Annotated in this window: 18 protein-coding genes; 3 read left to right on the top strand and 15 right to left on the bottom strand. The window is 63.0% G+C overall.

Annotated elements, in window-relative coordinates; translation table 11 throughout:
• Positions 1 to 156: 156 nt before the first annotated feature.
• From scpB to J1C52_RS10850, 5 genes are all read right to left on the bottom strand, one after another.
• Entirely contained in the window at positions 157 to 801 is a 645-nt protein-coding gene (scpB, locus tag J1C52_RS10870; protein WP_227427960.1) for an SMC-Scp complex subunit ScpB, read from the bottom strand.
• A complete protein-coding gene (locus J1C52_RS10865) occupies positions 798 to 1,571 on the bottom strand; it encodes a segregation and condensation protein A (protein WP_227427959.1) in 774 nt (257 codons plus the stop codon). Before J1C52_RS10865 ends, scpB begins: the two co-directional genes overlap by 4 nt.
• Positions 1,572 to 1,628: 57 nt before the next feature.
• Positions 1,629 to 3,308: a pilus assembly protein TadG-related protein gene (locus J1C52_RS10860; protein ID WP_227427958.1), complete on the bottom strand. Its 1,680-nt coding sequence runs from the start codon at positions 3,306 to 3,308 to the stop codon at positions 1,629 to 1,631.
• On the bottom strand, positions 3,305 to 3,793 hold the full coding sequence (locus J1C52_RS10855; RefSeq protein WP_227427957.1) for a TadE/TadG family type IV pilus assembly protein: 489 nt from the start codon (positions 3,791 to 3,793) through the stop codon (positions 3,305 to 3,307). The genes J1C52_RS10860 and J1C52_RS10855 overlap by 4 nt, the downstream gene beginning before the upstream one ends.
• Positions 3,794 to 3,988: 195 nt before the next feature.
• Positions 3,989 to 4,585 carry a riboflavin synthase gene (locus tag J1C52_RS10850; RefSeq protein ID WP_227427956.1) on the bottom strand — a complete coding sequence of 199 codons (597 nt, stop codon included), beginning with the start codon at positions 4,583 to 4,585 and terminating at the stop codon, positions 3,989 to 3,991.
• Between the two features lie 173 nt (positions 4,586 to 4,758).
• On the opposite strand from J1C52_RS10850, the gene J1C52_RS10845 reads away from it, so the two are divergent.
• The 3 genes from J1C52_RS10845 to J1C52_RS10835 all read left to right on the top strand — a co-directional run bounded on the left by J1C52_RS10845 (position 4,759) and on the right by J1C52_RS10835 (position 9,248).
• Positions 4,759 to 6,048: a capsule biosynthesis protein gene (locus tag J1C52_RS10845; RefSeq protein WP_227427955.1), complete on the top strand. Its 1,290-nt coding sequence runs from the start codon at positions 4,759 to 4,761 to the stop codon at positions 6,046 to 6,048.
• 93 nt (positions 6,049 to 6,141) lie between these two features.
• Positions 6,142 to 7,278, top strand: coding sequence for a polysaccharide biosynthesis/export family protein (locus tag J1C52_RS10840; RefSeq protein ID WP_227427954.1), 1,137 nt, complete (start codon positions 6,142 to 6,144; stop codon positions 7,276 to 7,278).
• 5 nt (positions 7,279 to 7,283) lie between these two features.
• Positions 7,284 to 9,248: a capsular polysaccharide biosynthesis protein gene (locus J1C52_RS10835; RefSeq protein WP_227427953.1), complete on the top strand. Its 1,965-nt coding sequence runs from the start codon at positions 7,284 to 7,286 to the stop codon at positions 9,246 to 9,248.
• A 119-nt stretch (positions 9,249 to 9,367) separates the two neighbouring features.
• Here the strand turns inward: J1C52_RS10835 and J1C52_RS10830 are convergent, their stop codons facing one another.
• The 10 genes from J1C52_RS10830 to nuoH form a co-directional block, all read right to left on the bottom strand.
• Positions 9,368 to 11,038: a ribonuclease J gene (locus tag J1C52_RS10830; RefSeq protein WP_227427952.1), complete on the bottom strand. Its 1,671-nt coding sequence runs from the start codon at positions 11,036 to 11,038 to the stop codon at positions 9,368 to 9,370.
• Positions 11,035 to 11,823 carry a type III pantothenate kinase gene (locus tag J1C52_RS10825; RefSeq protein ID WP_227427951.1) on the bottom strand — a complete coding sequence of 263 codons (789 nt, stop codon included), beginning with the start codon at positions 11,821 to 11,823 and terminating at the stop codon, positions 11,035 to 11,037. The genes J1C52_RS10830 and J1C52_RS10825 overlap by 4 nt, the downstream gene beginning before the upstream one ends.
• A gap of 15 nt (positions 11,824 to 11,838) precedes the next feature.
• Positions 11,839 to 12,567 (bottom strand): biotin--[acetyl-CoA-carboxylase] ligase, encoded by a 729-nt coding sequence (locus tag J1C52_RS10820; RefSeq protein WP_227427950.1) that lies wholly within the window; start codon positions 12,565 to 12,567, stop codon positions 11,839 to 11,841.
• Entirely contained in the window at positions 12,557 to 13,996 is a 1,440-nt protein-coding gene (nuoN, locus tag J1C52_RS10815; RefSeq protein ID WP_227427949.1) for an NADH-quinone oxidoreductase subunit NuoN, read from the bottom strand. Before nuoN ends, J1C52_RS10820 begins: the two co-directional genes overlap by 11 nt.
• Before the next feature lie 11 nt (positions 13,997 to 14,007).
• Positions 14,008 to 15,549, bottom strand: a complete 1,542-nt coding sequence (locus J1C52_RS10810) for an NADH-quinone oxidoreductase subunit M (RefSeq protein ID WP_227427948.1) — start codon at positions 15,547 to 15,549, stop codon at positions 14,008 to 14,010.
• Positions 15,549 to 17,513 (bottom strand): NADH-quinone oxidoreductase subunit L, encoded by a 1,965-nt coding sequence (gene nuoL / locus J1C52_RS10805; RefSeq protein ID WP_227427947.1) that lies wholly within the window; start codon positions 17,511 to 17,513, stop codon positions 15,549 to 15,551. Before nuoL ends, J1C52_RS10810 begins: the two co-directional genes overlap by 1 nt.
• 4 nt (positions 17,514 to 17,517) lie before the next feature.
• On the bottom strand, positions 17,518 to 17,823 hold the full coding sequence (gene nuoK, locus J1C52_RS10800) for an NADH-quinone oxidoreductase subunit NuoK (protein ID WP_071796935.1): 306 nt from the start codon (positions 17,821 to 17,823) through the stop codon (positions 17,518 to 17,520).
• A gap of 65 nt (positions 17,824 to 17,888) precedes the next feature.
• Complete coding sequence (locus J1C52_RS10795; RefSeq protein WP_227427946.1) at positions 17,889 to 18,506, bottom strand: NADH-quinone oxidoreductase subunit J; 618 nt, start codon at positions 18,504 to 18,506, stop codon at positions 17,889 to 17,891.
• A 31-nt stretch (positions 18,507 to 18,537) separates the two neighbouring features.
• Entirely contained in the window at positions 18,538 to 19,029 is a 492-nt protein-coding gene (gene nuoI / locus J1C52_RS10790) for an NADH-quinone oxidoreductase subunit NuoI (RefSeq protein WP_227427945.1), read from the bottom strand.
• A gap of 2 nt (positions 19,030 to 19,031) precedes the next feature.
• Positions 19,032 to 20,069, bottom strand: coding sequence for an NADH-quinone oxidoreductase subunit NuoH (gene nuoH / locus J1C52_RS10785; protein WP_227427944.1), 1,038 nt, complete (start codon positions 20,067 to 20,069; stop codon positions 19,032 to 19,034).
• Positions 20,070 to 20,084: the final 15 nt, after the last annotated feature.

The following is a 20,084-nucleotide window of genomic DNA, read 5'->3' as shown; positions in this document are numbered from 1 at the left end:
AACCAAACCTCAGCTCAGCCAGCTAACCAACCGCGTCCCCGCCGCCGGTGAAGCGCTATCTAGGGAATCTAAATTTCCAGCGCAAGAAAGAAATGCCAGGATAATGACAAAAATCTTGCATGACGCAGGGTCAAGGGCGTTCCCGCCCTTGTTTTGTTAGTCTTCGAAAAGTTCGGATTGCCCGCGCGTTGGTGCGTCAAGGGCATCTTCATCTTCGGTGACCTCTGCACCGGGCATCGGACGGTTGTCCAAAAGGCCCGCTGCGCGCAGCTCTTGCAGCCCCGGCAGGTCGCGCGCCGATTCCAGCCCGAAATGGTCGAGGAATTCGTCCGTCACAACAAAGGTCACGGGCCGCCCCGGCGTCATGCGCCGCCGTCCCAGCCGCACCCAGCCCAGTTCCAGAAGCAGGTCGATCGTGCCGCGAGAGACGGCGACGCCCCGGATTTCCTCGATCTCGGCGCGGGTGACGGGCTGGTGATAGGCGATGATCGCCAGCGTTTCGATGCCTGCGCGCGAGAGTTTGCGTTGCTCGACCCGCTCGGTCTGCATGAGCCAGCCGAGATCGGGGGCGGTGCGCAGCGCATAGCCATCGCCCACCCGCACCAGCGCCACGCCGCGCCCGGCATAGCGGCTGCGCAGATGCGCGAGCGCCTCGGCCACGTCACAGCCCTGCGGCAGGCGCGCGCCGATTTCAGTGGCCGACAGGGGACGGTCGCAGGCGAAGAGAATCGCCTCGATCATACGTTCCTGCTCGGCCATGGGCGGCACGGGAAACAGCGAGGGCTCTTTGCCGTCGGTCATGCTGGCCCCCTGCCCCGCAGTTGCAGTGGCGCAAAGGCCTCTGACTGGCGCAATTCCACGCGGCCCTGCTTGGCCAGTTCCAGCGAGGCCGCGAAGGTCGAGGCCATGGCCGACCGCCCCCGCGCGCCCCCCCTGCCCCAGCCTTCGGGCAGGAAATGCTGCAAGCCCGTCCAATCCAACGTGACCGGCACCAGCCGCGACAGGCGGTCAAGTGCAGCGTCGAGCGCGTAGATATCGCTTCGATCGAAGGCGTAGGGGCGGAATTCGTCGCGGGTGCGCAGCCGGGCATAGGCGCGCATCAGGTCCAGAAGTGTCGCCTGCATCTCCGTCTTGCGAGTGATGGCGATGGCTTCGGGCTGGCCGCGGGCAAAGAAATCGCGGCCCTTCTGGTCGCGCCCCATCAGGCGGGCGGCGGCGTCGCGCATGGCTTGCAGGCGTTCCAGCTGCCAAGCCAGATGGGCGGCGAGGTCTTCGCCGCTTGGCCCCTCCTCGGACGGGTCGGGCGGCAGCAACAGGCGTGATTTGAGATAGGCCAGCCACGCGGCCATCACCAGGTAATCGGCGGCCAGTTCGATGCGCAGCGCGCGGGCCTGCGCGATGAAGCCCAGATATTGCTCGGCCAGTTGCAGAACGGAAATGCGGCGCAGATCGACCTTCTGGCTGCGCGACAGGGTCAAAAGCAGGTCGAGCGGGCCTTCGAACCCGTCGACATCGACGATCAGCGCCTCGGCGGCGCGACGCTCTGCTACGCTGTCCCACTCGTCAGTCATGGGCGCAGTCTAGGCCGCGACCAGAGCGGTGTAAATCTGCACTCCGGCCCGTGACGTCTAGAGGGGTGCGGCTTGGCGCAAAATCCGGGCATCGCCCGACGCGGCAATCTTCGGGAAGCCAGAACACCGCACGTCCAGCAGTTCCAGTTCGGCGCGCGCGATTCCGAGGCCCACCACATCCTCCAACAGCGCGTTTGTCAGGCTTCCTTCGGCGCCGACCGCATTGGCCACGTTCACGACAGCGCCTGTCAAGCTGCCCAGAATGCCCGACAGCAGATCAGAGACGCCGCCCAGCAGACAGCCCAGCAGCCCGGTGCAAGACGGGGTTTCGGCGCCGAGCGCATCGGCGCGCGTGTCCAGCAGGCTGGCGACACCAGCGCGCAACGCATCGACCGCCGTCTGGTCCGGGTCCGCGCCGGTTGGAGCAATGATACGAATGGGAGCTTCGGAATAGTCGGAGCGGGTAAAACTGACACGGCGGGTTTCGCGCGACTCGACTGTATCGACCGCAACGCCGAGCGCGGCTTGACCACCGGGCAAGCCAAGGACACGCAGGCTCAGAGTGACATCAATCAGGCTGGCATCGACCGGGTCGAACACCGCCACTTCGGCGGATGGCACAAGGGCACAGGCGTTGCCTTCGGTCGAAAGCGTAGCCGAGGCATTCGCAACCCGCACCCCAAGGTCCAGCGTGAACAGCCCGGCGATGGACAATTCGGCAAGGTCGAGTTCAATCTGCGAGGTCCGGGCAACGGCATTCGGGTCGCCCGGCACGGCACCGATCACGATCTTGCGCGGATCTCCGATGCGCAAGGCGGCCGCGACTGTGCCGAATCCGCCAAGATCCAGCCCCACTTCCAGATCGGCCACGCGGCTGGCCAGAATTTCGGCACTGGCAAAGGCAATATCAGACAGGTCCACGCTAAGGCCCCGGAGAGGCGCGCCGACCGACAACGCCCGCAGATCGGGCGGAAGATAAAGAATGTCACCCATACGGATTTCTCCGGGCGCATTCATCACTGGATTGCCCGTCAACGCGGAAAACACGGCGCTGGCGGGAATCGACATGTCCAGCAACTGGCCGTAGGTCAACGGATCGGCCGAGGGTGTCAGCAAGTTCGCCTCCAGCGCGAGCGCGTCCAGATAGGGCAGCACGTCGACGCGCGTATCTACCCCGCGCCCGGAACACAGGACATCGGTCTGCACCCCAAGGACAGGCCGCAAGATCGGGTCCAGCAGGCGCAGGTTCAGCAGGCAATTCGACAGGGCGAAACTGACGCGCGGCGGCTCCAGCGTGGCGATGGCGCTGCGCTGGATGGCCATGTCATCATCGTTTATGAACATTCTCAGCGCCAGCAAGCGGGCGCGCGTGCCCACGTCCACACGCACCGCGTTTGCGCTGTAAAGGTCGGATTGGTCGGGAATCGGGCGAAACCCGTCTGCACCCAATGTGCCAAGGATGACGTTGGCATCGCCAAAATCGAACAGATCATGCTGCGCGGTGCTGGACACGGTTCGCCATGCCGCCCGAACCTTGTCGGTTTTGGCACCGTGGTTCAGCGCCGCTGAAAGCGCCGCCAGTTCTGCCTGACTTTGAACATGACGTTTCTGGGCATTCAGGCGGCTAAGGTCGACCGCCACACCGCCCGCGAACAGGATCATCGGCAGCAACACAACCGCAATCGTGGTGATAGCCCCGTCTTGCGCGCGCCGGAACGCAGCCAGCCCCTTCCTCACAGCTTCACCGCTGATTGCCGAACGAATTCCGTCACTTCCAAGCCGATGATGCGACCAAGTATCTGGCCGAAATTCTGGCTGAGGTCATAGGCCACCTGGACCCGCAGCACATCGTCATCGGCGGCACACAGAACTTGACGAATTTGGGTTTCCGACAGGTTGGGCAAGGTCGAAATGATCGTGGGCAAGCTGTGCGCCTGCATGGCTGCGCAAGGGTCGCCCACGGGCCCGGCATAGCCCGCGTAATACCAGATCCCGGCACGGGCCAGTTCATGTGACAGTTGCTGCACATCTGACGCCGCCGCGAACAGAAGCGATGCCGAGACGATCAACGACAGAACCGCCAGCAAAATCGGCAAGAGGATCACGAACTCGACAGTGACGGCCCCACCTTGCGACCGAAGAAAGCTGCGTTTGGCGACAGCAGCATCAGGCAAAAAGACACTACCGGCAGAAAACTGCCGTTCGGAAAATATGCATTTCATGGCGTCACCTCTGCGAGGAGTGGTTATGTCACCAGCACCGAATGATCACACGCACCGAATATTTTTGCCAAGTTCAGAATTCTTGGCAACTTTTTTTGTTTCAAAAATTGAGAACAATTCGTTCTTTTATTACTTACAATCAAAGGTAGTATATGCTGACGATACTATACTCAAGGTTTATACAATCGGATAGTTCTAATGACGACCAGCCCAATCGTTCAAGCGGGCCACATAGCGGGCCAAGGTGTCGATCTCTAGGTTGACCATGTCGCCCAGCTTGGTGTCGCCCCATGTCGTCGCCTGCTTGGTATGCGGGATCAGGTTGATGCCGAATTCGGCACCAATCACTTCGTTCACCGTCAGCGAGGTGCCGTTCAGCGCCACCGACCCTTTGGGCGCGATGAACCCCGCCAGATGGTCGGGCGCGCGAAAGCGCAGGCGGGTGCTGTCGCCCTCGGCGCGCAGACCCACCACTTCGGCCAGCCCGTCCACATGGCCCGACACGATATGCCCGCCCAATTCGTCACCAACTTTCAGCGCGCGTTCCAGGTTCACGCGTTTGCCGGGCGTCCAGCCGCCCAGGTTCGTCTTGGCCACGGTTTCGGCAGAGACCTGCACGTCATACCAGTCCGGCCCCAGCGCCACGACCGTAAGGCACACCCCGTCCGACGCGATAGAGGCGCCGATCTCGATGCTGGAGGTGTCGTAGCCGGTCTCTATCCGGGCGCGCAGATCGCCCTCCTGAACGACCGACCGCACGCGGCCAATATCGGTGATGATCCCTGTGAACATGCCTGCCCCCTCGCTCGTTTCAGTGCAGCTAACCCTAGCGCCTGTGGCTTTGCAAGCAACAGCGTCACCTGACCCGAATCGTTTTTGATGACGGGCGCGTGATTTTCGTTTACCGTATGGAAAAAGAGCGGGCCTATCCTGTCGGGTAAGGCATAATAATCAGGCGAAACGCCATGGCACCACAGACCGCATCGCGGCGCTTCCTGTTCTTGCAGGGGCCGCATGGACCGTTTTTCGACCGGCTGGGCCGCATGTTGCGCGCAGCCGGCGCAGAGGTGTGGCGCGTGGGGTTCAACAAGGGCGATGCCGTGTTCTGGCGCGACCGGGCCAGTTACATCCCGTTCACCGACACCCCAGAGGATTGGCCCGCCTTTTGCGATGGGTTACTGGAACGCCACGGCATTACCGACATAGCGCTTTATGGCGATGTGCGCGCCATCCATGCGCAAGCGATAGAGCTGGCCAAGGCGCGTGGCATCACCGTGCATGTGTTCGAGGAAGGCTATCTGCGCCCCTATTGGGTGACGTATGAGCGCGATGGCAGCAACGGCAATTCGGTGCTGATGGATATGAGCGTGGACGACATGCGCCGCGCGCTCGAGAAATGCGATCTGGAACTGCCCGACCCGCCCGCGCATTGGGGCGACATGCGCCACCACATCTTCTACGGCGCGCTGTACCATTTCTGCGTCATGGCGCTGAACGGACAATACCGCAATTTCCGCCCCCATCGCGACCTGAGCGTGGCGCAGGAATTTCGGCTGTATCTGAAACGGCTATGGGCCATGCCGCTGACCTCGCTGGAGCGGCGGATCGAATCCTGGCGCATCCGCAACGGTGGCTTTCCCTATCATCTGGTGTTGTTGCAACTGGCCCATGACAGCAGCTTTCGCGCGCATGGGCCGTTCGACACGCAGGCGGAATTTCTGGAAACCGTCTTTGCCGGTTTTGCCACCGGTGCGCCGCGCCATCACCACCTGGTCATCAAGGCGCACCCTCTGGAAGATGGCCGCCAGCCCTTGCGCGCGGTCATCAAACGGCTGACCGACAGCCACGGGCTGCGCGGGCGCGTGCATTTCGTGCGCGGCGGAAAACTGGCGCTGCTGCTCAATCACGCGCGCTCTGCCGTGACGGTCAACTCGACCGCCGCGCAACAGGTGCTGTGGCGGGGGATGCCACTCAAGGCCTTTGGCCGCGCGGTGTTCGACAAGCCGGAATTCGTCTCTACCCAGCCGATAGAGCAGTTTTTCGCCACCCCGACCCGCCCCGACGCCCGCGCCTACCGGCGCTATCGGCATTTCCTGCTGGAAACCTCTCAGATTCCGGGCGGCTACTATTCCTTGCGGGGACGGCGGCAGTTGCTGCGACATGTGGTAGACATGATGCTCGCGCCACAAGACCCTTACACCGCGCTCATCACCGGGGACGCGGCCCCTCGGCAACAGTTGCGTATGGTGAAATGACCGCTAACCCATTTCAGACCTTGGCGAAAAGCCCCGCCGACTGTAAGCTTGTTGCAATAATCAGAGGCCAGTCCTTTTACAGGAGCCCGAGCAGTGTTTGCTATTTCTAAAACCCTTGGCCGCACCGCGGCCATGTTGGCATGTGTCGCCATCGCCTCTTGCGGGGTTCCCAGCGATGGCCCGACCTCGAACCAGATCTTCGCGGGCTCGGTCATGCGCGAGGGCGATGCGCATATCATCGCCGTCACCAAACGTGTCAGCCAGATCGCCAATCGTCCCGAAACGCTGGGCTTCAGCCACGCGCTGCGCGCGGGCGCAATCCTTGGCGGCGACACCATCCGCCCTGGCGACACGATCAGCCTGAACGTGTTCGAAAACGTGCCCGAGGGGCTGCTTGCGCCAGAGACGACGAACAACGCGATCATCGAAACGCTGCAAGTGGATGACGCGGGCTTCATCTTCGTGCCCTATGCGGGCCGTATCCGCGCGGCGGGCCAGACCCCCGACGCGCTGCGCCGCGTGCTGACCCGCGCGCTGGACGAACAAACCCCCGACCCGCAAGTCATGGTCGCGCGCACCCAAGGCGACGGCTCTACCGTGTCCGTCACGGGCGGCGTGAATGCTCAAGGCGTCTACCCGATCACGCGCGCGTCGAACCGCCTGTCTTCGGTCATCGCCAGCGCGGGCGGCATCGCCATCCCGCTGGAAACCGCGCAAGTGTTTGTCACCCGCGGCAACCGTCAGGACAGCGCGTGGCTGGAAGACATCTTCTCTGACCCGTCGCTGGATATTGCCGTGCGCGGCGGCGACCGTATTCTGGTCAAGCAGGACCAGCGCAGCTTCTCGGTTCTGGGGGCCACGGGCACCACCAGCCGCGTCGTGTTCGACACGCAGCAAATCTCCGCGATAGAGGCGCTTGCCTCTGTTGGCGGTCTGGACCCGCTGCGCGCCGACCCCAAGGGCGTGTTCATCTTCCGCGACGAACGCCCTGAAATCGCAACCGAAATCCTGGGCATCGGCCAATTTGTGACCGATGTGCGCTTCGTCTATGTGCTGGACCTGACCAAACCCACCGGCATGTTCGACGCGCGCGATTTCAAGATCCGCGATGGCGATACGATCTTCGTGACCGAAGCGTCCTCGGTGCTCTGGGCGCGCCAGATCTCGTCGATCACCGGCTCTATCACCGCCGCAGGGTCTATCCGCGCGCTGACCCGTAGCGATGACTAACGCCCATGCGCCCGAGGGTCCATGCCGTCTCTGGCGGGTTCCTCGGGCCATCGGCGCAGGCACGCCGCATCCGCCGCATCATGGCGCTCGCGGGCTACCCGCCGCGTTTGGGCCTGCCCGGCCCGGATGACCTGATCGCCGCATGGGGCCACGCGCCACGTGCCGCCCGCGCCGAAGCCTTGGCCAAACGCCGGGGCGCGCGCATCCTGCGGGTGGAAGATGCCTTTCTGCGTTCGCTCTTTCCCGGTCGTGCAGGGGAACCGACGCTCGGCCTGCTGATTGACGAGCAGGGCATCTATTACGACCCGTCACAGCCGTCCGATCTGGAAACGCTTCTGGCCACGCACCCGCTGGATGACCACGCGCTTCTGGAAACCGCGCGGCTTTGCATGGCGCGGCTGCGCGCGCTTCATCTCAGCAAGTATTCGGGCTTTGATCCGGCCACCCCTGCCCCGCCCCCCGGCTATGTGCTGGTCGTGGACCAGGTGCGCGGCGATGCGTCCCTGACCCATGGCGGGCTGCACGGGCCGCTGTCGCCGCATATCTTCCACGACATGCTGGTGCAGGCGCAGCTTGACCACCCGACCGCCCGCATCGTCATCCGCACCCACCCGGAAACGGCGCAAGGCCTGCGCGCGGGGCATTTCACCAAGGCCGACGCAGCATCGGACCGCATCAGTTTCTGCGACGCGCCCTGTTCGCCTTGGGATCTGCTGGAGGGCGCGATCGCGGTCTATACCGTCAGCTCGCAACTGGGGTTCGAGGCGATCTTGGCCGGCCACCGCCCACAGGTCTGGGGTTTGCCCTTTTACGCCGGATGGGGGCTGACCGAGGACCGCGCCCCCCACCCGCGCCGCCGCCGCAGCCTGACCCGCACCCAGCTTTTCGCGGGCGCGATGCTGCTCTATCCCAAATGGTATGACCCGTGCCGCGACCGGCTATGCGCCCTGCCCGAGCTGATCGACCAGCTAGAGGCACTGACCCGCGCCTGGCGCGAAGATCATTCGGGCTATGACGCGCTGGACATGCGGTTGTGGAAACGCCCGCATCTGCAAGCCTTTTTCGGCCGCTGGCAACCTTTGCGCTTTCGCAAACGTGCAGAGCGCCGCAGCATGGTCTGGGGCGCGCGCGACGGCGATGTTCGGATCGAAGACGGCATCCTGCGCTCGCGCGGGCTTGGCGCGGCGCTGACCCCGCCCTTGTCGCTGGTGCGCGACGATCTGGGGATATACTACGACCCGACCCGCCCTTCGCGGCTGGAAACCCTGATTGCAAGCCCCCTGCCCCCCGGCGGGGCCGAGCGCGCCGAACGGCTGATCGCGCGGCTTTGCGCAAGCGGGGCCACGAAATACAACCTTGCAGGCAGCCGCCCCGATCTGCCGGAAGGGCACCGCATTCTTGTGCCGGGTCAGGTCGAGGACGACGCCTCTATCCGGCTTGGTGCGGGCGCGCTGCGCACAAATGCGCAGCTTCTGGCGCAAGTGCGCGCGCAAAACCCCGATGCGGTCATCCTCTACAAACCCCATCCCGATGTCGAAGCGGGCCTGCGCCCCGGCGCGGTATCCGACGCCAGCGCCGCCGACAGGGTGCTGCCGCAGACCGATACCGGCTGGCTGCTGACCCAGGTGCATGAAGTCTGGACCATCACCTCGACCCTTGGGTTCGAAGCGCTGTTGCGCGGGCTGCCTGTGACCTGTCTCGGCGCGCCCTTCTATGCGGGCTGGGGGCTGACGCGCGATCTGGGACCGGTCCCAGAGCGCAGGCAGGCAAAGCCGGACCTCAACGCCCTCGCCCATGCCGTTCTGATCGTCTATCCGCGCTACCTGGACCCGGTCACGCGCTTGCCGTGTTCGCCGGAACTGGCGCTCGACCGTCTGGCCGACCCCAAGTCATCGCCCCAGCCGCCGGCCCTGCGCCTGCTTGCCAAGCTGCAAGGGATGCTCGCAAGTCGCACGACCTTTTGGCGCTGACGTGAAGCTTCCCATACCACGCGCGGGGGAATGCGGGCCATCAGGCCCGCATGGGGGCGGCAGCCCCCCTCAAGTAAAGGCGTGGGCGCAAGCCCTCCGCAAGATCAAACCAGGTCAGCCTATTCGGCGCTCAGACGGCTAATGACGACCGTGACCTCGGGCTTCTTGCCCAGTTCTTCCATCACCACCTGACGCACCACGCGGCGCATCCCGTCATTCAGCTTGTCGTCATTCGACAGAACCTTGCGGCCCGCGCGGTCAAGATAGTCGGACAGTTCGTCCTCGATCACCTCGTTCAGCGGTTGCCCGCCCTTGGCAACCGGGCGCAGGCCCGCGATTTCGGCCCATGGATCGCCCAGAACTTCGTCCACCTCGTCCATGATGACGGTGACGAACACATGCCCGCCAATCGCCATGCGGATACGGTCGCGAACGATCCCGTCCATCGCGCCGATCAGGCGGCTGCCGTCCAGATAGGTGCGGCCCACGGGCACCTCATCGACCAGCGCGGGCACATCATCCGTCAGGTCCAGCACCGATCCGTTCGGCACCACGACCGACCGCATCCCCCGAGAGATCGCCAGTTTCGCGTGTTCGCGCATCATGCGGTGTTCGCCATGCATGGGCACAAGAATCGCGGGCTGGATCAGGTCATGCATCGCTTCCAGATCGGGCCGGTTCGCGTGGCCAGAGACGTGGTAGAGCCGCTCGGCATTGTCGATCACATCGACGCCCATTTCCGACAGGCCGTTGACGATGCGGCCCACTTCGCGCTCGTTGCCGGGGATGGTCATGCTCGAGAAGAGGAACGTGTCCCCCTCCTTCATGCTCAGCCCCATGTAGCTGCCGCGTGCAAGCTGGGCGCTGGCGGCGCGCCGCTCGCCCTGGCTGCCGGTCACGATCAGAAGCAGGTTTTCACGCGGGATGTCCTTGGCCTGTTCGGGGCTGATCGTGGGCGGGAAATCCTTCAGGATGCCCGCCTCGGTCGCCACTTGCGTCATGCGCAGCATCGCGCGGCCCATCAGGCAGACAGAGCGCCCGGCCTCATGCGCGGCCACCGCCAGCGTTTTCAGCCGCGCCACGTTCGACGCGAAGGTCGTCGCCACCACCAGCCCGCGTGCATTGCGCATCAGCTCTGCAATCGGCGTGGCCAGCGTCGCTTCCGAGCGGCCGGGGTTCAGGTTCATCACATTCGTGCTGTCGCAGGTCATGGCCTTGACGCCAGAGCGCCCGATCTCGGCCAGCATGGCCGGGTCATGCGGCTCGCCCACGCCCGGCGTGGTGTCGGCCTTGAAGTCGCCCGAATGCACCAAGCGGCCCGCCGGCGTGTCGATGATCATGCCCGACGCTTCGGGCAGCGAATGCGCCACCGGGAAGAATTGCACGCGGAACGGGCCAGCCTCGACCGGCTCCATCTTGCCCACGGTTTTCACATGCGCAGGGTCCTGGCCCTGATCCTGCATTTTCAACCGCGCGATCCGCGCGGTGAAATCGCGCGCATAGACCGGCGCTTGCAGCTTGTCCCACAACTGGCCAAGCGCGCCGACATGGTCCTCATGCGCATGGGTGATGAAAATCGCCTCCAGCCGGTCGCGGCGCTCTTCCAGCCAGGTCATGTCGGGCAGGATCAGGTCCACGCCGGGCTGTCCGCCCATATCGGGAAAGCTGACCCCCAGATCCACAAGGATGAAGCGCTCGCGCCCCTTGGGGCCGTAGCCATAGACATAGGCATTCATGCCCACTTCGCCCGCGCCCCCAAGGGGGATGTAGATCAATCTGTCCTTGCTCATGCCTGCTCCTGTCGGGCCATGGCCTTGTTATAGTCGTGGATCACCCGCAGGCCATACATTGTCAGGTCATCCTCTATCACGTCGAACAGGTCTTCGGCTTGCGCGAACAGCGCCGCAAGCCCGCCGGTTCCAACAACTTTCATGGGGCGGCCATACTCGGCCTTGATGCGCTGGGTAATCCCTTCGATCAGCCCTGTATAGCCCCAGAACACGCCGGATTGAATACAAGCGACCGTATTGGTGCCGATCACCCGGTCGGGGCGCGAAATATCGACATGCGGCAGGGCAGCTGCGCCTTGGTGCAACGCTTCCAAGCTTAGGTTCACACCGGGCGCGATGACACCGCCGATATAGGCGCCATCCTCGGCCACCACGTCGAAATTGGTGGCGGTGCCGAAATCGACGACCACGACATGACCGCCATGGCGCTGAAACGCTCCGGCGGCATTGGCCAGACGGTCGGGGCCGGGGCGCACGCCCTCTTCCACGCGCGGGGGCACGGGCAAGCGGCATTCGGGCTTGCCCACCACCAGCGGGCGGCAGTCGAAATAGCGGTCACACAGAACCCGCAGGTTGAACACCACGCGCGGCACGGTAGACGAGATGACGACATCGCTGACATCGGCCTTGATGCCGCGGACCTGCATGAGCGTGGACAGCCAAACGTAATATTGATCCGCCGTGCGCCTATGGTCGGTTGAGGTGCGCCATGTCTGCACAATAGTGTCACCATCCCAAAGCGAGAAGACGGTATTGGTGTTGCCACAGTCGATGGTCAGAAGCATGGGCTTGGTCCAGTCTCAGAAGAAAACATCGGCGGCGGGAATGGCCCGCGTGCCGTGGCCGTCGCGCAGCAGAAGCGCGCCAGAGGTGTCGATCCCCTCAAACGTACCTTCATGCGTATCATGCGTGGTGCGCGCCACGATCCGCTCGCCCAGGCGCGCGGCGCGCGCCAGCCACGCGGTGCGGATCGGGTCGAACCCGTAGGTCGTGAATTGCGCCTGCCAATGGGCAAAGGCGGGGGCGAGCAGGTCCAGCAGTTCTTCCGGCGTCACGCGCAGCCCGGTTTCCCCCATCAGGCTGACGGGCCTGAGTGCGCCGGTTTCCGCGTCGGGATGGGCGACAAGGTTCACGCCAATGCCGATGGTCAGGTATGGCCCGGTCGCTTCCAGCAGGATACCGGCCAGTTTCGCGCCATGCAGCAGCACGTCATTGGGCCATTTCAGCGCGAAACTGTCGGGGCGCCCGGTCGCCGCCACTAGCGCATCTTGCAGCGCAAGCGCGGCCACGAAGGAATAAAGCGCCGCCTGCGCGGGCGGCATGTCGGGGCGGAACAGGTGGCTTGCGGCGAAATTTCCCGCCGGGTCTTGCCACGCGCGGCCCCTGCGCCCGCGCCCTTGGGTCTGGCGCAGGGTCAATATCCATTCCGGCCCGGCAAAGCGGGCCGCGCGGCGCGCGGCCTCTGCGTTGGTGCTGTCGATTTCTGGCAGGATGCTGCGCCCGACCCCGCCCGGCCAGTTACCGGACAAGGGCTTCCGCCGCCAGCGCGGCCATCGCGTCGATCCCGAACAGGTTGATGACGCCCAGCACCATAATCATGGCAGACGCCACCAGAAGCGTGCCCTGAACCGGCGCGCGCACGGTGTCCAGGGGTTCGCTTTCGGCCCCGAAATACATGTAATAGACGATGCGCAGGTAGTAGAACGCACCGATGACGGACGCGATCACACCGGCAATCGCCAGCCATGTCATGCCCGCGTTCACCGCCGCCCAAAGCACGTAGAATTTGCCGAAAAAACCCACCAGAGGCGGCACGCCCGCAAGGCTGAACATCAGCACCAGCAGCGCCAGCGCGCGCAGCGGTTCGGATTTCGACAGTTGGTTCATCTCGGCAATATCGGTCACGGGTTTGCCATCGCGCCGCATGGTCAGGATGAAGGCGAAGACGCCGATATTCATGGTGACATAGATCGCCATGTAGACCAGCATCCCCTGCACGCCCTGCGCGGTGCCCGCGGCCAGACCGACCAAAGCAAAGCCCATATGGCTGATCGAGGAATAGGCCATCAGCCGCTTGATATCGCGCTGCCCGATAGCAGCGATCGCGCCCACGAACATCGACGCCGCCGCCAGCAGCGCCACGATCTGCGACCAGTCGCCCGGCACGGTGCCGAAAGCGTCATGCACCAGCCGCGCGATCAGCGCCATGGCCGCGACCTTGGGCGCGGTGGCGAAGAACGCGGTCACGGGGGTGGGCGCGCCCTCATAAACATCGGGCGTCCACATGTGGAAGGGCACCGCCGACACCTTGAAGGCCAGCCCCGCCAGCATGAAGGCCAGCCCCATCAACAGGCCAACCGACATGCCATCTTCGGAGATTGTGCTCAGGATACCCGCGAAAACGGTCGTGCCTGCATAGCCATAGGTCAGCGATGCCCCATACAGAAGCAGGCCGGACGCCAGTGCGCCAAGGATGAAATACTTCAACCCCGCCTCGGTCGAGCGCGTGCTGTCGCGGTTCATGGTGGCGACGACATAAAGCGCAAGCGATTGCAGTTCCAACCCCATGTAAAGCACGATCAGGTCGCCAGCCGACACCATCAGCATCATGCCCACGACCGACAGCGCGATCAGGATCGGGTATTCGAACTTCAGAAGGCCGGTTTCGGCCATCACCGACTTGCCCATCACCAGCACCACGGCGGCGGATACCAAGATCAGCATCTTGGCGAATTGCGCGAAGCCGTCTTTCAGGTAGGTGCCGTTGAACGCGGTTTCCGCGTCCAGCGATTGCGCGCCCGCGTAAAGTGCCAGCATCACCATCAGTGCCGAGGTGGCATAGAGGATCGGCTCTGCCAGCTTGTCCTTGCCGCCATAGACGCCCACCATCAGCATGGCCATCGCAAACAGCGCCAGAACGATTTCCGGAAGTGCGGTTGTCAGATCTGCTCCGATCATCTCGGACCCTTTCAGTTCTGTGCCATTTGGCTTGCGGCGTCATAGGCCTGCAATGCCAAGGTGTGCCCGTCAACCAGCGCGCTGACCGAGGGGCCGATAATATCGGTGATGAAGGCCGGGTAGACACCCAGAATAAGCGTGGCGGCAACCAAGGGGGCCATCATCGCCTTTTCGCGTGTGTCCATATCGGCAATGCCTTTCAGGCTGGCCTTGATAAGCTCGCCCATCACCACCCGGCGATAGAGCCACAGCGCATAGGCCGCCGACAGGATCACCCCGGTCGCGGCAACCGTTGCCACCCAGGTGTTGACTTGGAACACCGCCATGAAGGTCAGGAATTCGCCAACGAAGCCGCTGGTCCCCGGCAGGCCGACATTGGCCATGGTGAACAGCAGGAACACGGCGGCATAGACCGGCATCCGGTTGACCAGACCGCCATAGGCCTCGATCTCTCGGGTGTGCATCCGGTCGTAGATCACGCCCACGGCCAAGAACAGCGCGCCGGAAATGAAGCCGTGCGACAGCATCTGGAAGATCGCGCCGTCAATGCCCTGCTGGTTGGCGGCGAAAATGCCCATGGTCACAAAGCCCATATGCGCCACCGACGAATAGGCTATCAGCTTTTTCATGTCTGTCTGCATCAGCGCCACAAGGCTGGTGTAGACAATCGCAATCGCCGACAGCCACAAAACCAGCGGCGCGAAGATGTCGCTTGCCACCGGGAACATCGGCAGGCTGAAGCGCAGGAACCCGTAGCCGCCCATTTTCAGCAGCACCGCCGCCAGCACGACCGAGCCTGCGGTCGGGGCCTGAACGTGTGCGTCGGGCAGCCATGTATGCACCGGCCACATCGGCATTTTCACCGCGAAAGACGCGAAGAACGCGAGCCACAGCAGCGTCTGCATACCTCCGATGACCTGCCAGCCCATGACGCTGAAGGTCTCGGTGCTGAACTGGTGGTTTAGAAGCGTCGGAATATCGGTCGTGCCCGCGTCCACATACATGGCGATCATGGCGACCAACATCAGCACCGACCCGAGGAAGGTATAGAGGAAGAACTTGAACGCCGCGTAGATGCGTTCCTTGCCGCCCCAGATGCCGATAATCAGGAACATCGGGATCAGGCCCGCCTCGAAGAACAGGTAGAACAGCACCAGGTCAAGCGCCGTGAACACGCCGATCATCAGCGTTTCCAGCAGCAGGAAGGCGATCATGTATTCCTTCACCCGGTGCGTCACATTCCAGCAGGCCGCGATGGTGATGGGCATCAGGAAGGTGGTCAGCATGACGAACAGGATCGAAATGCCATCGACACCCATCTTGTAGGTCAAGCCCAAGATCCATTCGTGTTCTTCGACGAACTGGAACCCGGTGTCCTGCGGGTCAAAGCCAACAAGCAGGATCAGCGAGGCCGCGAAGGTCGCAAGCGTGGCGACAAAGGCCACCCATTTGGCGTTGGTCTGCGCCGCCTCATCCTCGCCACGCAAGAAGACCGCAAGGATCAGCGCCGCCACCGCCGGGGTGAAGGTGATGATGGAGATAAGGTTCAGCATCAGTTGGCCCCTCCGCCCAGCGTGACGAAGCTCACGATGGCGACAATGCCCAGCACCATGGCAAAGGCGTAGTGATAGACGAAGCCCGATTGCGCGCGACCGGCAAGCCGCGTCAGCATCGGGATGATCCCCATGGCCAGCCCGTTGATCCCGCCGTCAATCGTGCCGCCGTCGCCCTTCTTCCACAGGAAGGTGCCGATGGCCTTGGCGGGGCGCACGAAGACCGCGTCGTAAATCTCGTCGAAATACCACTTGTTCAGCAGGAAGTTATAGGCACCGGGGAAGGTTTCGGCCAGGCGCTTGGGCAGGTCGGTCGCGCGGATGTAGAACAGCCACGCCAGCCCCAGACCGATCAGCATGGCCACGAAGGGCGCGGCCTTGACCCATTTGGCGACGTAATGCGCATCGTGGATCAGGTCGTTTTCCTCTGCCAGGAAGATCGACGCGCCGAAATACTCGCGCACCGCTTCGGTCGAGCCGAAGAAGGGGCCGTAGAACACCATGCCCGACAGCACTGCGCCCACCGCCAGCACCGCAAGCGGTGCAAGCATGACCAGCGGGCTTTCATGCGCGTGCTCATGGGTGTGCTTGTCGCCGCGCGGGGTGCCGAAAAAGGTCATGAACATCAGCCGCCAGCTGTAGAAACTGGTCATCAGCGCCGCAAGCACCAAGATCCAGAACGCGTAGGTCGTGCCCGCCGCAAAGGCGCTTTCGATGATCGCGTCTTTCGATACGAACCCGGCAAAGCCGATGGTCGTCAGCGGAATACCCACGCCGGTAATGGCAAGCGTGCCGATCAGCATGGCCCAATAGGTCAGCGGCAGCTTCTTGCGCAAGCCGCCATAGTTCCGCATGTCCTGTTCATGGTGCATACCGTGAATGACGGACCCCGCCCCAAGGAACAGCATCGCCTTGAAAAAGGCGTGCGTCAGCAAGTGGAACATGGCCACCGAATAGACGCCGATGCCTGCGGCCACGAACATATAGCCCAGCTGCGAACAGGTCGAATAGGCGATCACGCGCTTGATGTCGTTCTGCACCAGACCCACGGTCGCGGCAAAGAACGCGGTCAACGCGCCGACCAGCACGATAAAAGCGGTCACGTCGGGCGTGTATTCCATCAGCGGCGAGAAACGGGCGACAAGGAACACACCCGCCGTCACCATGGTCGCGGCGTGGATCAGCGCCGACACGGGCGTCGGGCCTTCCATTGCGTCGGGCAGCCATGTGTGCAGCAAAAGCTGCGCCGATTTGCCCATCGCGCCGACGAAGAGCAGGAACGCGATCAGGTTCGCGGCGTTCCATTCCGTCCACAGGAAGCTGACGGTGGTTTCCGCCAGCATGGGGGCCGCGGCAAACACGTCGTCATAAGCGATGGAGTCGACCAGGTAGAATGTCACCATCAGCGCGATAATCAGACCCATATCGCCCACGCGGTTGACGATGAACGCTTTCATCGCCGCCGCGCCCGCGCTTTGCTTGCGGATGTAGAACCCGATCAGCAGGTAGGATGCCAGACCAACCCCTTCCCAGCCGAAGAACAACTGCACAAGGTTGTCTGCCGTCACCAGCATCAGCATGGCGAAGGTGAAAAGCGACAGGTAGGCGAAGAAGCGCGGACGGTAGCTTTCGTCATCCGCGAAATGGCTGTCATGCGCCATGTAGCCGAAGCTGTAGAGGTGCACCAACGCCGAGACCGTGGTGATGACGATCAGCATGACCGCCGTCAGCCGGTCCAACCGGATCGCCCAGTCGCCCACCAACGTGCCGCTGTCGATCCAGCGCATGAGGGTGATCTGCTCGACCGCGCCGTCATGCGTCAGGAAGATGACCCAGGACAGCGCCGCCGACAGGAACAGCAAGCCCGTGGCGATGACCTGCGCGGCTTTCTCGCCCGTCACACGCCAGAACAACCCGGACAGGATCGCGCCCAGAAGCGGCGCCAGAAGAACAATCGTCGCCATCGGATCAGCCTTTCATCACGTTGACATCTTCGACGTCGATCGTGCCACGGTTGCGGAAGAAACACACAAGGATCGCAAGGCCGATGGCCGCTTCGGCCGCCGCGACCGTCAGCACGAACATGGTAAACACCTGCCCCACAAGGTCATTGAGGAAGCTGGAAAACGCGACAAGGTTGATATTCACCGACAGAAGCATCAGCTCGATCGACATCAGGATGACGATGATGTTCTTGCGGTTCAGGAATATCCCGAAAATGCCGATGACGAACAGCGCCGCCGCCACCGTCAGGTAATGTTCAAGTCCTACCATTATCGTCCCTCGTGTTGTCCTTGGTGCGGGCCTTTGCGGCTCTCGCTATGCGCGGTGGGCGGGCGTCAGCCCAAGCCCTGCCCCGGTTTGACGTCTTTCAATTCCATTGCCTTGGCCGGATCGCGATGCATCTGCGCGACCACGTTCTGGCGCTTCACATCCTTGCGGTGGCGCAGCGTCAGCACGATGGCACCGACCATCGCCACCAGCAGGATCAGGCCAGAGACCTGGAACAGCAGGAAATACTGGTCGTAGATAATCATCCCCAGCGCCTTGGTGTTGTGCACCTCTGCCACGTCGGGCGTGGGCGCCTGGCGCAGCCCCTCGGCCATGTCGGATGTGGACCACGCGCTATAGAGCATCCCCATCTGCAACATCAGCACCACGCCGATGATGGCCGCGATGGGGAAATAGCGCGCCATCTCGCCCCTGAGTGACGCGAAGTCGATGTCGAGCATCATCACCACGAACAGGAACAACACCGCGACCGCGCCGACATAGACGATGATCAAGAGCATCGCCATGAACTCTGCCCCAAGCAGAACGAACAGACCCGCCGCAGAGATGAAGGCAAGGATCAGCCACAGCACCGAATGCACCATGTTGCGCGAGATCGTGACCAGAAAGCCCGCGCCCAGCAGCGTGACCGCGAATGCGTAGAATGTGATATCGGCTATGCCCATTGTGTCTGGTCCTTCGTATCGGTGTCGCGGCTTAGCGGTAAGGGGCGTCGATTTCCAGATTGCGCGCGATCTGCGCTTCCCAGCGTTCGCCGTTTTCCAGCAGCTTGGCCTTGTCGTAGAACAGCTCTTCGCGGGTTTCGGTCGCGAATTCGAAATTCGGGCCTTCGACAATCGCGTCGACCGGGCAGGCCTCTTGGCAGAAGCCGCAATAAATGCACTTGGTCATGTCGATGTCGTAGCGCGTGGTGCGGCGGCTGCCGTCCTCGCGCGGTTCGGCGTCAATCGTGATGGCCTGCGCGGGGCAAACCGCCTCGCACAATTTGCAGGCGATGCAGCGCTCTTCCCCGTTCGGGTAGCGGCGCAGCGCGTGCTCGCCCCGGAACCGGGGGCTGAGCGGGCCTTTTTCATGCGGGTAGTTTATGGTGGGCTTGGGCGCCACGAAATAGCGCATCCCCAAGCCAAACCCTTTGATGAAGTCGGTCATCAGCGCGTATTTGACCGCGCGTCCCCAATCGAACCCCATGGTTAACCCCCAATCGCCCAGCGGGCCCAGAAGCCGCCGGCCACTTCGAATTTTGCAAGGAAGGAAATCAGCACGACCCAGGCCAGCGATACCGGCAGGAACACTTTCCAGCCAATGCGCATAAGCTGGTCGTAGCGGTAGCGCGGCACGATGGCCTTCACCATGGCGAACATGAAGAAGAAGAACGCCATCTTGATGAACATCCAGTGGAAGCCATCCGCCAGCCCCGGAATGGGCGACAGCCAGCCGCCGAAGAACAGCAGGCTCATCAGCGCGCACATCAGGAAGATGGCGATATATTCGCCCGCCATGAACAGCAGGTATGGCGTGGAACCGTATTCAACCATGAAGCCCGCGACCAGTTCGGATTCCGCTTCGGGCAGGTCAAAGGGCGGGCGGTTGGTTTCGGCCAAGGCGCTGACGAAGAACAAAACCACCATCGGCAAATGCGGCAGCCAATACCAGCCAAGCGCGCCATAGCCCGTGTCTTGCGCGCCGACGATGGCCCCAAAGCTCATCGACCCCGTCGAGATGATGACGCCGATCACGATCAGGCCAAGCGAGACCTCGTAAGAAATCATCTGCGCAGCGGAGCGGAGAGAGCCAAGGAACGCGTATTTCGAGTTCGACGCCCAGCCGCCCATGATGACGCCGTAAACTTCCAGCGAGGCGATCGCCATCACGAACAGGATCGCCACGTTGATGTCGGCCAGCACCCAGCCATCGTTGAACGGGATCACCGCCCACGCGAGCACCGCCAGAACGAAGCTGGCCAAGGGTGCAAGGAAATACACGGGCCGGTCCACGCCTGCCGGGATGACCACTTCCTTGACGACGAACTTGATCGCGTCGGCAAAGGTTTGCAGCAAGCCCCACGGTCCCACCACGTTCGGGCCGCGCCGCATCTGCACGGCGGCCCAGACCTTGCGGTCGGCATAGACCAGAAAGATCAGGCTTATCATGACGAAGCCCACCACCAGCAGCGATTGCGCGGCGATCAGCACGGTTATGCCCAATCCGGTTTCCAGAAATTCAGCCATGCGTCCCTCTATTCC

It is taken from the genome of Roseibaca sp. Y0-43, from assembly GCF_020667835.1.
Lineage (GTDB): Bacteria > Pseudomonadota > Alphaproteobacteria > Rhodobacterales > Rhodobacteraceae > Roseinatronobacter.
The sequence above is the reverse complement of the archived record's forward strand: the minus strand, read 5'-3'. Positions and strand labels throughout refer to the sequence as shown.